General features: G+C 60.4%; 13 protein-coding genes and 1 pseudogene. 4 read left to right on the forward strand and 10 right to left on the reverse strand.

Annotated features, from left to right (window positions below):
- Position 1: 1 nt before the first annotated feature.
- On the reverse strand, positions 2 to 514 hold the full coding sequence (locus BHD07_RS10415; RefSeq protein ID WP_338279764.1) for an A24 family peptidase: 513 nt from the start codon (positions 512 to 514) through the stop codon (positions 2 to 4).
- Positions 515 to 770: 256 nt separating this feature from the next.
- Between BHD07_RS10415 and BHD07_RS10420 the strand changes: the two genes are divergently transcribed.
- Complete coding sequence (locus tag BHD07_RS10420; RefSeq protein WP_338279766.1) at positions 771 to 2,066, forward strand: pilus assembly protein TadG-related protein; 1,296 nt, start codon at positions 771 to 773, stop codon at positions 2,064 to 2,066.
- An 87-nt stretch (positions 2,067 to 2,153) separates the two neighbouring features.
- Entirely contained in the window at positions 2,154 to 2,666 is a 513-nt protein-coding gene (locus BHD07_RS10425) for a pilus assembly protein N-terminal domain-containing protein (RefSeq protein WP_100673455.1), read from the forward strand.
- 38 nt (positions 2,667 to 2,704) lie between these two features.
- On the opposite strand, the gene BHD07_RS10430 is transcribed toward BHD07_RS10425, so the two are convergent.
- The 4 genes and pseudogenes from BHD07_RS10430 to BHD07_RS10445 all read right to left on the reverse strand — a co-directional run bounded on the left by BHD07_RS10430 (position 2,705) and on the right by BHD07_RS10445 (position 7,182).
- Positions 2,705 to 3,988: a mechanosensitive ion channel family protein gene (locus BHD07_RS10430; RefSeq protein WP_379937602.1), complete on the reverse strand. Its 1,284-nt coding sequence runs from the start codon at positions 3,986 to 3,988 to the stop codon at positions 2,705 to 2,707.
- 99 nt (positions 3,989 to 4,087) lie between these two features.
- Positions 4,088 to 5,851, reverse strand: coding sequence for an adenylate/guanylate cyclase domain-containing protein (locus BHD07_RS10435; RefSeq protein WP_338279770.1), 1,764 nt, complete (start codon positions 5,849 to 5,851; stop codon positions 4,088 to 4,090).
- A gap of 116 nt (positions 5,852 to 5,967) precedes the next feature.
- Complete coding sequence (locus BHD07_RS10440; protein WP_338279772.1) at positions 5,968 to 6,270, reverse strand: hypothetical protein; 303 nt, start codon at positions 6,268 to 6,270, stop codon at positions 5,968 to 5,970.
- Between the two features lie 470 nt (positions 6,271 to 6,740).
- A pseudogene (locus tag BHD07_RS10445) lies at positions 6,741 to 7,182 on the reverse strand (transposase).
- 305 nt (positions 7,183 to 7,487) lie between these two features.
- Between BHD07_RS10445 and BHD07_RS10450 the strand changes: the two are divergent.
- Positions 7,488 to 8,885 (forward strand): family 16 glycosylhydrolase, encoded by a 1,398-nt coding sequence (locus BHD07_RS10450; RefSeq protein WP_338279774.1) that lies wholly within the window; start codon positions 7,488 to 7,490, stop codon positions 8,883 to 8,885.
- Between the two features lie 288 nt (positions 8,886 to 9,173).
- Entirely contained in the window at positions 9,174 to 9,383 is a 210-nt protein-coding gene (locus tag BHD07_RS10455) for a hypothetical protein (RefSeq protein ID WP_100673572.1), read from the forward strand.
- A gap of 344 nt (positions 9,384 to 9,727) precedes the next feature.
- On the opposite strand, the gene BHD07_RS10460 is transcribed toward BHD07_RS10455, so the two are convergent.
- Genes BHD07_RS10460 through BHD07_RS10480 form a run of 5 tightly spaced genes read right to left on the reverse strand, consistent with a single transcriptional unit; the run spans position 9,728 to position 14,709 of the window.
- On the reverse strand, positions 9,728 to 10,798 hold the full coding sequence (locus BHD07_RS10460; protein WP_338279777.1) for a DUF2218 domain-containing protein: 1,071 nt from the start codon (positions 10,796 to 10,798) through the stop codon (positions 9,728 to 9,730).
- Positions 10,795 to 11,637: an ABC transporter ATP-binding protein gene (locus tag BHD07_RS10465; RefSeq protein ID WP_338279779.1), complete on the reverse strand. Its 843-nt coding sequence runs from the start codon at positions 11,635 to 11,637 to the stop codon at positions 10,795 to 10,797. Before BHD07_RS10465 ends, BHD07_RS10460 begins: the two co-directional genes overlap by 4 nt.
- Positions 11,634 to 12,674 carry a FecCD family ABC transporter permease gene (locus BHD07_RS10470; protein WP_338279781.1) on the reverse strand — a complete coding sequence of 347 codons (1,041 nt, stop codon included), beginning with the start codon at positions 12,672 to 12,674 and terminating at the stop codon, positions 11,634 to 11,636. The genes BHD07_RS10465 and BHD07_RS10470 overlap by 4 nt, the downstream gene beginning before the upstream one ends.
- Positions 12,671 to 13,717 (reverse strand): FecCD family ABC transporter permease, encoded by a 1,047-nt coding sequence (locus BHD07_RS10475; protein WP_338279783.1) that lies wholly within the window; start codon positions 13,715 to 13,717, stop codon positions 12,671 to 12,673. The genes BHD07_RS10470 and BHD07_RS10475 overlap by 4 nt, the downstream gene beginning before the upstream one ends.
- Complete coding sequence (locus BHD07_RS10480) at positions 13,714 to 14,709, reverse strand: iron-siderophore ABC transporter substrate-binding protein (protein WP_338279784.1); 996 nt, start codon at positions 14,707 to 14,709, stop codon at positions 13,714 to 13,716. The genes BHD07_RS10475 and BHD07_RS10480 overlap by 4 nt, the downstream gene beginning before the upstream one ends.
- Between the last annotated feature and the right edge of the window lie 168 nt (positions 14,710 to 14,877).

The raw sequence follows: 14,877 nt of genomic DNA on the forward strand, positions 1-14,877 counted from the left end.
ATCAAAGAAGGGCGGAGCACCAGTGGCTTTCCGGCAGCAGCAAAAGGGCAGCCGGCGCCATTGCCGCGCCATAGGGAATGCCCGTCTCGCGATCGAGAAGACGCTTCGCCCAGGCATTTTTCTTCAGGACGAGCGGCAGAGGCACCCGTCGAAGTTGAAGAAGCCCAACCGTCAGGGCCGCGCCGATCACCGACGTGTAGAGGATGAAGGGGAGCGCAAGGTCGGCGCCGAGCCAGAGCACGGCGACAGGCAGGAGTTTCGCGTCACCGCCGCCGATCCAGCCGGCAGCAAAGAGGACGAAAGTGCAAGCGAGCACGGCGGAGGCAACGAGAACGCTTGACGTAACCGTCGCGAGGTCCAGGCCTGCAGCGGGCGCAAGAAGGGCGAAGGCGATCACCAGGGAGACCACCAGGCGGTTGGATATGGTCATCGTCACCACATCCCTGATGCCGGCGTAAGTCATCGCTCCGGCGAAGACAAAAAGAGCGAGCCAGGCTGCGGATGTCGAGATCATCTTCGATGCCTCATGCACAAGGGCCGACGGGCCGGTTGGAATGTCCGGAATGTGCCTATTAAGCCAAGGAATATCCATTCGACCTGATGGACTAGGAACGCCAGGCAAGGGCTGCGATCCGGACTAGGCCGACTGGCCGAATCGCCGGCAGGCGGCGGGCGGGATATATCGTCCCACCGGAAAGCCCTGATGCATTTCTTCAAGGATATGCGGTTTCGAGTAGCGGCACGCAAAGGCTTCGGCTTGGGAAACGTGGATGAGCAAGAGAATTGACGCGATCGATAAAGCGAGCCGTTCGCCTCGGCGACCAGGGGTCGCGCGGCGATTTCTGAAGGCGGAACGCGGCGCCGTCGCGGTCATCGCTGCGGTGGCTTTTCCGGTCCTCGTCGGGGCGATGGGATTGGGGGCCGAAACGGGCTATTGGTATCTGGAAAAGCGCAAGCTGCAGCACGCTGCGGACGTATCGGCCTATGCCGCAGCCGTGCGCCATCGCGCAGGTGATCAACAATCCGCACTCGAGGCCGCCGCGCGAAGGGTCGCAGGCGGCTCGGGTTTTTCGCCGGGCGGCCTCACCGTGTCCACGGCCGCGGGCTCTGCCGGTGGATCGAACAACGTGACGGTCGAGTTGACCGAGACGCATCCCCGCTTGTTTTCTTCCGTGTTCGGTGCGGGAACCATTACGATGAAGGCACGTGCAGTCGCTCAGGTTACGGGCGGCTCGAAAGCCTGCGTGCTTGCCCTGTCGAACTCCGCATCGGGCGCGGTAACCGTAACCGGCTCGACGGATGTTCGATTGTCCGGCTGCAGCGTGGTCTCCAATTCAACTGCGGCCGACGCCTTTCTGATGAAGAACGGCAGCGCGCTCATGTCGACCGATTGCGTGTATACGGTCGGCGAAGCCGTAACCACGACAGGCCTCACGCTCACCGGCTGCAGCAAACCCGTCCAGCAGGTTCCACCGACGCCGGATCCCTTTGCATCCGTCGTCGAGCCGGACAAACTGCACATTCAGCAGCTTCCCTGCCGAGATCTGACCTATGTCTCGAACTCCACCTATGTCTTCGACCGGCTTGCAAGCGGGGTCGAGGCAATCCGTTTCTGCGGGGGAGTCGACATCAAGGGAACGATCACGCTGAAGCCTGGCCTCTATATCATAGACGGCGGCGAACTGACGATAACGGCCGGGGCAAAACTCACCGGCGACGGCGTCACCTTTTTCTTCGTCAATTCGGCGGCCGCCAATCTGCTCGGCAACGGTGACATCGATCTGTCCGCTCCGACCACCGGACCTTTTGCCGGCCTGCTGTTTTTCTCAAGCCGCAAAAGTGTCGGCGTAGTCCATCAGATAACAGGCAATTCCGAGTCGACGCTGGTTGGAAACCTCTACGCGCCGACGGGCCAAATCGACTTCACCGGAAACTCGAGCGTTTCGGGAGGATGTACGCAGATCATTGCCGATCAGGTAACCTTCACGGGAAATTCGACGATGGAGACCTGCGCCTCGCCGACGAAGGAGATCCTGGTCGGTCGAACGGTATCGCTCATCGAGTGAACGAGCGGCCACTTCTTTGTAGCCGGCTGGAACGCAAGGGGACGTCCAGCCGTTGACTCCCACTGTCATCAAAGCAGGAGTTTTCCCATGTACAGGCGCTCAACAGGGGCCGTCTTGGTGCTGGCAATGTCAGCTCTGGTCAGGCCCGCCGCAGCGGACGAGTCAAAAACGGCGATCGTTCCCGTTCAGCAGCGAAGCATGGGAGCCGAAGGGGTGGAGCGGCTTGTCGTTGACTTTGCCAAGACCGTTGCGCTTCCTCGGCCTGCAAGCACAGTCATCATCGGCAATACAGGAATAGCGCAGGCAAGCCTCAGCGACGACAGAACCGTGATCCTCACCGGCAAGACACCCGGCTCCACGAACCTGATCGTGATCGACGGCGACGGTGCCGAAGTGGCCAACCTCATTCTGGATGTCGTCGCGGGAAGCGGTCGTCTGGTGACGGTTCACCAGGGCGTGCGCCGGGCAACCTTTACATGCGGAAGGCGCTGCGACCCGGTCTTGCTCGTCGGAGACGACGCCGACCACTTCAACGCCACGGCCTCGCAAATTGCCGCGCGCAACGGCTTTTCCGCCCCTTCCCCGGACAATCAGCAGTGACGGCATCCTGGAGCGCCTGTCCGCCGATCAGGCCTAATCTATGCTCGCGGTGGCCGCTGAATCTCCACCGGCGTCTTGACGATGATTTCCCGATGGGGAAAGGGGATGGATATCCCCGCCTCTTTGAAGGCATCCCATAGTGCCATCAGAACTTGGCCGCGCACATTCGTCAGGCCGTTGGCCGGATCCGAGATCCAGAAGCGGAGGCGGAAATCCAGCGAGGAGGCACCAAAGGCGGTCATCCAGCAGACCGGCGCCTTGTAGGCATTGACGACGCGGGGAACGCTCGATGCCGTGCCGATGGCGATCCGTACCACCTCATGCGGATCGCTGTCGTAGGACGTGCCGAAATCGACATCGATCCGGACGTAGTCGCTGGAAAACGACCAGTTCACCACCTGCTGCGAGATGAAGTCCTCATTGGGGATGAGGTATTCCTTCCCGTCGCGGGTAATGACCGACACGAAACGCGCACGGAGGTCGCGGATGGACCCGAACGTGTCTCCAAGCGTGATGGTGTCGCCGGGCTTGATCGACTTGTCGAGCAGGATGATGATCCCGGAAATGAAATTGGACACGACCTTCTGCAGTCCGAAGCCGACGCCGACACCGACAGCACCCGAAAACACCGTCAACGCCGTGAGATCGATACCCGTCGCGGACAAGGCGACTGCACCGGCGATCATGATCAGAACGATCTTGATGACCTTGCTGATCAGCACTTTGAACGATGGCGAAAGGTCGCCGGAACGCTGAACCCAATGGGCAAGCACATTGCCGACGAGCACTGCGACCCAGATAAGGGCGACTGTCAGAACAACCGCCTTCAGAATGATCAGCAGTGAAAGACGCATCACGCCCAGATTGACGGCGGCAGCATCGAGCGCCGCCAGGACAGGGCCGTCAAGGCCGGTGGCATATACGGCGAGGTATCCCCAGCTTACGATCGCCACCAGGCGCGACAAGGTCGGGTTGCGGATGATCTTGGTCAGGACGGAAATTATGAACCAGGCGGCCGCGAGGGATAGCGCCGTAGAGACCAGCCATCGCTGCGACGGCCAGGTACCCTGTTTGAGAATGACGTTCGCAAGCCACAGCCACAGGGTCAGAAAAAGCCATTTCAGGCGGCGCATGAAGGCGATGATAACGCGCAGCAGGTCCGGATTGCCCTTGATGCGCCGAGCCCTCGTTTCCATCGCCGGCTCGGATCTGGATGCGACGAAGGAGGCGAAAACGTAACCGGCGGCGATAATCCCAAGCTGGTAGAATGTCCATTCGCTGAGGACGAATGTCCTGAACCAGATTTCAAGCGGTCGAACCATCAGCATGAAATCCACGGCGGCGCCCTTTGAACTAGATCTGCAAACCCCCTGTTCCCAAATGTTAGCAGGAAAACCGTTACACACTTTCCCGGAAGTGCTCTAGATGGAGACTCCCGCCTCGCGGAGTCCCTCCACCATCCGGTCCATCAGATGGGGATCTTGGTAGGGTAGAGATCGCCTCAGGTGATCGACGGAAAAGCTCGGATTGACCCCCAATACTTCCCGCCAATAGCCCCGCGCTTCTTCGTGCCGCCCGGTACGACCATAGAGGCAGGCAAGATAGAAGCGCGTCATGTCCGATCGGGGCGCAAGCATCAGCCGACGTTTGAAGGCTACCTCGGCCTCGTCAAAACGCCCGAGATTCAACAAGGCCCTCCCTTGGAAATGCAGTGACAGGTCGAATTGCGGATCCAACCGGTGGGCTCGTGTGTACAGCGTCAGGGCCTCTTCGTGCCGGCCCTGGAAATCCCGTATGGTGCCGAGTGCCGTATAGGCGTTGGCGGAATTGGGGTCGAGTTCGATCGCTCGCTCTGCAGCGTGCTCCGCCTCGTCCAGACGCCGCATCCAGGAAAGGGCAAGCGCGAGTGTGTAATGGCCTTGCGGCTCGGTATCGTCGGTATCGATGGCCTTTTGGGCAAGTTCGCGCGCCTGTGTGAGATTGTCAGGCGTCGCGCCGTTCCACTGATTGATGAAGTCGGTCAAGGCAATGATCGAAAGCGAAGCATGGGCAGCCGCCATCCCTGGATCGATCTCGAGGACGCGGTGCAGCATGCCGCGGGCCTCCATGGACGACAGCGCGCTGAACTGCAGGATCGCCTGACGAGAGCGGACGAGCAGGTCATAGGCCTGCGGGTCGACCTTGCCGCGGCTCTCGCGTCGCTCCTCTTCGCCGGCCGTCAGCTTCACGCGCAGCGCGTTGACGATGGTGCGCGTCACCTCGTCCTGTACGGCGAAGATATCTTCAAGCCCGCGATCATAGCGCTCGGCCCACAAATGGCCGCCGGTCGTACCGTCGATCATCTGGGCGTTGATGCGGATGCGATCGGCTGCCCTGCGTACGCTGCCTTCCAAGACGTAGCGTACACCGAGTTCCCGGCTCACCTTGCGGATGTCCGGCGTCTTGCCTTTGTAGGCGAAAGAGGAATTCCGGGCGATTACGAAAAGGCCGGAAACCTTCGAGAGATCGGTGATGATGTCTTCGGTGATGCCATCGGCGAAATAACCTTGTTCCGGGTCGCCGGACATATTGTCGAATGGAAGGACGGCAATCGACGGCTTCGCCGGAAGCTGCGGGGGCGGTTCGGCAGCAATTTCATGGGGCTCGCTCGTGCGATCGTTAGGCGACCATGTCCAGATGTGCACCGGCCGCTCGATGTTCTTGACTTCATGATAACCGCTGTCGACGAAGTCGATGTCGGTGCGACCATGCACATATTCATGAATTCCATCAGAAATCGCCACGCCGCCGGGATCGGCAAGCGCTTCGATACGGGCAGCTACATTGACGCCGTCGCCGAAAAGATCGCTGTCCTCAACCATGATGTCGCCGAGGTTGACACCGACGCGCAGTACGATGGCCCGGTCTTCCGGCAGGTCTCTGTTGGCAGCCGCCATCGCCTGTTGAAGTGCTGCAGCGCATTCGACGGCGTTAACCGCACTGCCGAATTCGACGAGCACGCCGTCGCCAGTCCTCTTGAAGACACGGCCCTGGTGAATGCCGACGAGCGGCTCCAGCACCTCTTTCCACCGAGCCATAAGCAATGTGTGCGTGCTTTTTTCGTCCCGCTCCATGAGCCGGCTGTAACCGACCGCGTCAGCGGCCAGAATGGCTGCAAGCCGACGTCTGATGGGTTCCTTGGCCATAGGCAATGGCGCCTTCCTAGTGCCCGCGGATCAAAAATACTGCCGTCGATTCGGCGGTTCGCGCATTGATGCGCTCTCGTGTCAAACATGCAGAACCACTTCGCGAGGAGCAGAACTCAAACTTGCTCCAAAAGTGCCCGTGCGAGCTCTTCCCATTCTTTATCGACCGTCAAGGTCGACGGTGCGGTACCGCATCGGCGATACCAATATTCGGCGTTCGATTGATCACCTTCCTTGCGATGGAGATAGGCATGCACACGCATGCCCGCGCTATCCTCGTGCTCCTGCGCGCTTTCGTGCGCCTTGTCCCAATCGCCCTTTCCATCCCACCACAGCGCCTGCAGCGCATGGCTTAGACCGGCGGGCGGCTGTGGCTTGGCAAGCGAATCTCGGAAAACCTGCAAATCCAAATCGTCCATCCTCGTGAAACCGAACTCCGATAATACGCTCGCCCGGGCCCGAGCGGTAGCGTGCATCGGGCGATAGTCGGATTACGCCTACCTTGCCGGGAAGGATCGAAATCGGGCGCCGGCATGCAATCCCGCTATCGCGCATCAAACGCGCAAGCATCTTCTTGAGGAGCAAGTTCTGTGCATGAAGCTGTTCCGCCAGCAGCCTCCTGAGCCGCTCGTTGTCTGCGTCAAGGGCAGCGAGCTCATCGAGGGAGATCCACGCCGTTCGGCGCCGCGGCATTCCTGACGGCGCATCAATACAGTCCTTTCCGCGCGCTTCAACTCCTCCACGTGCGAGGCGGCTCTATGCCTCACGCGCCAACTCGCTTTCCTTTCGCGAAGTGACGGCAGGAAACGGCAGCGCAAAATTTTGCCGGCATTGATGCGAAAACGAGAGCGAATTCAGGTTTATGGCGAGCCGCGCGTTCCGGTGGTGATTAATCCAGCCCAAGCCTTGCGCAGTTCGGCATTTTCCGCTCGCAACTTTTCCGCCAGAAGCTTGCGGAGCCTCTGGTTTTCTTCTTCGAGCCGATCGAGATCCGCCAGCTCTTCGCCGGCGGGAAGAGGCTTCTCTGCCCTGTGCTCAACCGCTTAACGGTCCGCTTCCACAGAGAGTAGGTTTGCTCCGAAATGCCGGCACTCTTGATAGCGTTTTTGAGTGTACCATTGCCTTCGGCGACTTGCGTCTCTATCAGCTTGAGCTTCTCCTTTCTCTCTTGTTTGCTATACCTCCTCGGTTTAGCGGCCGGCGCCTCTGATACAGCTCGCCCCGATTCGGCAGCCCCTTCCGGCGCCGTGGCGACCTCTTCTTCTTAGCCGCTGATCGACGTCCGGCGCTACGGGCGCAGCAATTGACCCGGTGTTATTCTCGTCAGCCATCAGCAATACCCTCCTTGGTCTTCACTTGTTTCCTTCTGAGTGCACCACAGAGTCAACACAACCACCAAATACCCGCTTTACAGATAGGTGATGGACCCCCGTACTTGCGAGCCATGGTGCCTGCGGCGCAGTCGTACCCGTCGGCCACTGCACCGCGCACCAGTTGCGAATGTGGGTTGTTGCAATGCTCACCGCACCTCCATCTTGTTCGGTTAAGGCGGGAGGTGTGTGCGACAAGTCACAGTACGGGATGCTAGGGGTGGCCCCGCGGGCGGGGGTCAAGCCACTAAACAGGAGACTTCTCGATGAGCAGAACTGTCACGAATGCCCCAGGCGAGCCGCTGTCCTATAGCGGTAGTTCTACGGCTTGGTTTTCCGCCAGCGCGTCGGGACCGGTGCTCTACGGAACGGCCGCCAACGATTCGATGTGGGCTGACAGTTCCACCGATGTCACTATGATCGGGGGCACAGGCGACGATATCTACTATCTTTATTCGGGGGCCAACCGAGCCTCTGAGGCGCCCGGCGCCGGCCTCGATACCATCAAGACCTGGATGTGCTATTCCCTGCCGGAGAATTTCGAAAACCTGACGGTCACCGGCGCTGAAGGTTTTGGCTTCGGCAATAGTGCCGACAACATCATCAGCGGTGGCTCAGGCAGCCAGACGATCGATGGTGGCACCGGCAACGACATCCTCATCGGGGCGGGTGGTGCAGACACTTTCGCTTTCAAAAGGGGCAACGGTAGCGACCTGATCAGCGACTTCGGCGCCGACGATATGGTGAGGCTCGAAGGTTATGGTTTCACGTCATTCGACCACATTCTTGGCAACGTTGCCCAGGAAGGCGGGGATCTCAGGCTCAGCCTCGCCGATGGCGAGAGTCTCGTCTTTGCAAATACGACCGCCGATCAGCTGCAGGCGAGCCAGTTCAGCCTGGCGCTGGACCGATCCGTTCTGACGCAGACCTTCTCCGACGACTTCAACACGCTTCAGCTCAACGACGGCACCAGCGGTGTCTGGGACCCGAAGTACTGGTGGGCACCCGAAAAGGGCGCGACCCTCACCGGTAACGACGAGCTGCAATGGTACGTCAATCCGGCCTATCAGCCGACCGCCTCGGCCAATCCATTCTCCGTGACGGACGGCGTTCTGACGATCACCGCCAAGCCGGCCTCGCAGGCGATCCAAGCCGAAACCAACTGGTATGATTATACCTCCGGCATGCTGACGACCTACTCGTCATTTGCTCAGACTTACGGCTACTTCGAGATGCGCGCCGACATGCCCGATGATCAGGGGGCGTGGCCGGCATTCTGGCTGCTGCCGGCCGACGGCACCTGGCCGCCGGAACTGGATGTGGTCGAAATGTACGGCCAGGATCCAAATACGGTCATCGCCACCGTGCATTCCAATGAGACCGGTTCGCAGACCAGCATCGCAAGCGCAGCCAGGGTTATCGATACAAGTGGTTTTCACAAATATGGTGTGCTTTGGACGGAAGAGGAGATCGTCTGGTACTTCGACGATACCGCGATCGCACGCGCCGACACCCCCTCGGACATGCACGATCCGATGTACATGGTTGTCAATCTTGCGGTTGGCGGGATGGCTGGCCCACCGGACGACGGGCTCGTGGATGGCGCCGAAATGAAGGTCGACTATGTCAAGGCCTATTCGCTCGACGCCGACTGGCACATCTGAGCAAGGAAAGCAGATCTGAGCCAGGAAAGAAGTTTCCAAGGAGACCGGCAGCGCAAGCATCTGCCGGTCAGAATGGATCGGCAGAACCCGCTTTCGCTAAACTGTTCCCTTTGGAACTGCGGGTTTCCCAGTGACGGCCATAAATTAAAGCTTGGAACCCGAAACTTGCAGAAGCGGCTCGTGCACCAAAAGGAAGGCGCACATGGCGTGAATGGGTTCATAGGGCCCATCAATACGGTCATTGCCGCTATCCGCGTGTGCTTAATTTCACCGCGGGAGGGGATTATCATGGAGCCGGTAACGCTTGTACTGACAGTATGCCTTTTGTCGGCACCCGAAAAGTGCCGTGAGGAGCGCCTGGAGCTCGAGATCCAAGACTCGTTGACGCAATGTATGTTCCGTTCCGTCATGTATGTCAGCAACTGGTCTGGACAGCATCCAGGCCTGAGCGTCAGAAAATGGCGTTGCGAGCTACCCGTTGCCAGCCGAGATGCTTGAATGCGTTCCGTCACCCTTGGCGCAGATGGATTGCAGGCCAGGTTGGATCATCCGCTGGACCTGCCTAGCCTTTCGGGCCCGGACCAGCCTCAGAGTGTCCATCGCTTTGAGCGGATGCGAACCGCCCGCCCACCAATAGCTTCCACTGTCGAGAGTGTCCCAGCGCCAGCGATTTTGCGGCTCCTGCATCCATTGAGGACCACGACGCCGACACGTGAGACCTTCGCACTTCTATGCCGGGCATTGGCGAACACGCCGTCGATCAGCAGCTGTAGCGTCGGAGAACACATTACAGATCGGCTGCGGCACTCCAGGCCCCACGTGGCAAGCTTCCCGTCAATATATTATGCGATTTTCACATCTCTTTCCCAGTACCAAGCGACATACATCTTCCTGCGATCATGTTGCCGCGCTTTGAGGAAGGTTCTGATAGCTCGTTTGTCTCTTCTTTCGCACGCAACCCAAACAAATGTTTCGTCATCGACGGCTTCTATCGCTGCTTTCGCCTCGGAGACGAGAATATCGGCGGCATCTTCCGGGTAGCTCCCCCTGTGCAACCAATGCACGTTGAGCACGCCATCGGTCGGAAGCGGTTGCTCTTCCGCCTTGTCCTCAACCTCGATGATGGCACGTATATGCGTTTCAGCGGGAGCCTCGGCCGCGATCCGTGCTATGGCTGGTAGGGCGCTCTCGTCGCCGATCAGTAAAATGGAGCGCTCCGCTGGCAGACCGCCTGCGCCCGGCCCCAGCAGGGCGGCCACGTCTCCGGGCTGCGCGTCGCGCGCAAAGTCTGCACCCGGAGTCGGTACGCCAGGAGCGGGATGCTGCAAGAAATCGATCCACAATTCGCTCCGATCCAAATCGACGGCACGGATGGTATAGACACGAACCAGAAGCCTGTTCTCGCCTTCCGGCCACGCTATGCGGCCGTCTTCCCGCGAGCCGGGCCATACCGGCGGTTTGCCCTTCGGCGGCACCAGCAGGCGGACATGCATGTCGCCACCCACAAAAGGCGTCACATCGGCGCAGGAAAATATCACGCGACGCATATGAGGAGTGACATCGTGCGCCGAGACGACGGTCACCTCATGAAGGTTCGGCAGCACCGACAGGGACATCGGTTCCGACCAGGTCAATTCGAACGGCTGGTCTTCGGCAAAATAGAAAAGGTGCTCCGCCAGGATCGTGCGGCTCATGTGCAGCATTTCACGCGTCGGGCAGTCGAGCTCGATCGACAGGCCCGCGTTTGCAATGCCGATGCGCGCGACGCCGAGCTCGCTCCGCAGCACCGCCAGGTCGTCTATGCGTTCGACCTCGGCATGTTCGACAAAATGCTCGCAGATCTCGTCGAGCATGTCGGCAGCGCTGCCGCAGACCGCTACGCCGGACAGTTTGAATGAATGAATTGCGTTCATGCGCGCCTCTCCTTTTGTGGTGCATCGCCCGTGTCGTCGATGACGGCCATCCGGTGTCGCCCGATCGGCAGCATGATCGGCCGGCCCGAGGTGGGATCGCTGATGACGCGACTGTCGAGGCCGAAAACATGCCGCACGGTCTCTTCGGTGAGCACCTCTTCCGGAGTGCCCGAAATGTGCACGCGCCCACCGGCAATCGCCACGAGATGGTCGGCATAGCGGGCAGCAAGGTTGAGATCGTGCAGCACCATGACCACCGTCGTTCCACGCGTGCTGTTTAGATCGGTCAGCAGATCGAGCACCTCGATCTGATGGTTGATGTCGAGAAAGGTCGTCGGCTCGTCGAGCAGCAGGATCTCGGTCTGCTGCGCGAGTGCCATGGCGATCCAGACCCGCTGCCGCTGGCCGCCGGAGAGCTCGTCGATCGGCCGTTCGGCAAGGTCGAACGTCTTTGTCGCCTCAAGCGCGCGGTCGACCGCCTCGTCGTCTTGTCGCGTCCAGCGGGAAAACAGGCTTTGATGCGGATGCCGTCCCCTGCTGACGAGGTCGGCCACGGTAATGCCTTCCGGCGCGATTGGCGACTGCGGCAGCAGACCCAGCGTCCGGGCGAGGTCTCGCGACGGTGTCCGGTGGATGGACTTGCCGTCGAGGAGAACTTGTCCCTTGCTGGGCTCGATCAGCCGCGAGAGCGTACGAAGAAACGTGGACTTGCCACAGGCATTTGCGCCGACGATCACCGTGATCTTGCCCGGGGGAATGGTGAGGTCGAGCGCATGCAGGATTTCTGTATTGTCGTAGCCGGCCGTCAATCCGCTGGCGACGAGCAGATGATCGGTCATAAAGCCCCCCCGATCCGATTGATGCGAACGATGAGATAGATCAGGTAGGGTGCGCCAAGCGCCCCGGTTACGACGCCCACAGGGTAGCGGCTCGGCAGAAGGTGCTGCCCGACATAATCGGCGACAAGCACGAGAAGGGCGCCCGTCAGTGCAGACGGGATCAACACCGAGCCGGCGTTTCGTACGATCCGGCCGGCGATCGGGCCCGACAGGAAAGCGACGAAGGCGATCGGCCCCGTTGCCGCGGTCGCCGACGCGATCAATCCGACCGCGGCGACAATCACCAGCATCCTTGTATGCGAGACCCTCGTTCCAAGAGCGGCCGCCGTATCGTCGCCCAGCCGCAATGTCTCGAGATCGCGACCGCGAACGAGCAGTAGCGCCCCGAAGAACAGGAGGGCGAGCAGAAGCGGCAGCGCCTGGCCAAGCTGAGCGCCGTTGACGCTGCCGGTCAGCCAACGCATCGCTTCCTGCAAATTCCAGGCAGGCGCCGATTGAAGGATATAGGCGATGACACTTTGCAGCATGGCGGAAACGCCAATGCCGACAAGGATCAGCCTGGTGCCGGCGACCCCATTGCGAAAGGAAAGGCCATAGACGAGCAGCGCCACGCCAAGTCCTGCTACGACAGCGATAACCGAAACCATCGGCCCGTCCATGGACAGGACTACAATGGCGAAAACGGCAGCCGCCCCAGCGCCAGAGGTAATCCCGATGATATCGGGACTGGCGAGCGGATTGCGCAACATGACCTGAAACGCCACGCCGCCCAGTCCAAAGCATATTCCTGCAAGGATCGACAGCACGGCGCGCGGCAATCTCAGTTGCCCCACCGTAAAGGATGCGCCCGAAACCGGTTCACCGAGGAGCACGCGCAGAACATCGCTCGGCGGCGTGACGGATTGCCCAACCGACAAGGTGACGGCGAAGACCACTGCGACCAGGGTCAGCAACACCGCGAGAATGACAGCGTGCCTGCGCGCGCTTTTTCTACGGTGTGCGATCACGACGCCAAGGGTGGATGAGGGAACTGTCACAGGTCCCTCACGCGCTGTCGCCGGACGATCCAGATGAAGAATGGCGCACCGATCAGGGCGGTGACGATGCCGACGTCGATCTCTGCAGGGCGCGCGACGATGCGCCCGACAACGTCCGCGGCGAGCAGGAGGCACGCGCCTGCCAGCGTCGAAAAAGGCAGCAGCCACCGATAGTCCACGCCAATCAACAGGCGGCAGAGATGCGGCACGACCAGCCCGAGAAAGCCGATCGGCCCGCATATGGCTGTCGTCGCGCCACAGAGAAGGATGGCGCCGAAGGAAGCAACGGCCCGCGCGGTTGCGACGCTCTCGCCGAGCCCGATCGCAAGCTCGTCACCGAGTGCAAGAGAGTTGAGTTTTCTGGCCGACAGCAGGCTGATCACGAACCCGACAAGCAGAAACGGCACCAAGGGAAGGATACGCTCGTAAGTCGCGCCGCCAACACCACCGATCTGCCAGGAATGAATACCGCCTGCGATATCACCACGCGGCAGCACGACGGCAGTGACCATGGACGCAAATGCGACGGACGTTGCCGCGCCTGCCAGCGCCAGTTTCAAAGGGGTCGCGCCGCCCCTGCCCAGCGAACCTATGGCATAGACGAAGATCGCGGCGCATCCGGCACCCAGGATGGCCACCCAGATATACGCATACAGCGACGACATCCCGAACCAGGCGACGCCGATGACAACTGCGAGGGATGCCCCCATATTGACGCCGAGAATGCCGGGGTCTGCAAGCGGATTGCGGGTCACGCCCTGCATGACCGCTCCGGCCAATCCCAGAGCGCCCCCCGCAAGCAGGGCCAGCAACGTCCGCGGAATGCGCAAGGCGACCGATGCGCGACCGATATTATCCTGCGCGCCGCCGAGCGCCGCGACGACATCGCCCCACTCGACATAGCGCGTGCCGACCGTAACAGAGGCGACAAGCAAGACCACCAGAAGCGCGAAAAGCGCTGCCAGCCAAAGACTTCGCATCCGGCTGGAACGGGACACGGGCGACCAACGCCCGTCCGATGTCTTGATGATCCCGGCGGTCATTTTGACTTCTTGACTGCCTCGCTGAGCAGCTTCACGTAGTCCTTCAGGACCCATCTGATGGACAGTGGCGTGGGATTGGCGGCATTGCCGACCGCGTTGTTGCCGAGCATGACGATCGATTCCCGTGCAACGGCAGGCATATGCTGCATCAGCGCGTTGGCTTTCAAGGCATCGAAAAGCATCCCGTCGCCGTAAGTAACGAGAATATCGACATCGTCGAAAGCATCGATCTGCTCGGCGCTGACGGAGCCTGAGAACTTTCCGGCTTGTGAAGCCTGCACCACGCTTTTCGGCGATTTGAGCCCGAGATCGGCGAAAAACCTGACGCGCGTATCGTTGGTCGTGTAGAAATTGACGACGCTGAGGTCCCATGAGCTGAGATGAGTAATGAACATTGCCGATTTGCCTTTGAGTTCGGGATATCCTTCAAGCGTCAGGGCAATCTCAGCTTCGATGCCGGCTATCAGCGCTTCCCCTTCCGCAGCCATCCCGAGCCCCGCGCTGTTCATCCGGATCGTCTCGCGCCAGTCGGTCGACCAGGGAGCCTGCGGATAGGCGATGACAGGTGCAATCTCGCTCAACGTGTCGTAGTCCGCCTGACTGAGGCCCGAATAGGCCGCAAGGATGACGTCCGGTCGCGTGGCGGCGACCGCCTCGAAATCGATGCCATCCCCCTCATCGAAAAGCACCGGCGTTTCAGCCTCGAGTTCGCCAAGACGTGCGGCGACCCACGGCAGAATGCCGTCATTGTCGTCATCGCCGAAGTTGGCGAGCGCCATTCCAACCGGAACGATGCCCAGAGCCAGCGGCACCTCATGGTTCGCCCAGGCGACGGTTGCGACACGCTCCGGCTTCTTTGCGATGATGGTGTTGCCGAAGGCATGCTCGATGGTGATGGGATATGCAGCACTCTCGGCAGCGAACACAGTGCCGTGCCTGCCTGTCCAAAGAAGGGCTATGACTGCCAGTACAGCGAAACGGAACAGCCTCATCGCCACACTCCATCCAAGGTTTTAAGTTGACCCCCAGTCTCAGCTTAATCAGGCGGCGTCAACGGCAAAGCCGCCGATATCCGGAAAGTGCGCGCAGATTTCCGGAGGATCGTACAAAACCGGGGAAACATACAATACTGGACAATACTGCTCCAGTTAATAGCGGCT

This window comes from Sinorhizobium sp. KGO-5, from assembly GCF_036245905.1.
Taxonomy (GTDB): Bacteria; Pseudomonadota; Alphaproteobacteria; order Rhizobiales; family Rhizobiaceae; genus Sinorhizobium; species Sinorhizobium meliloti_A.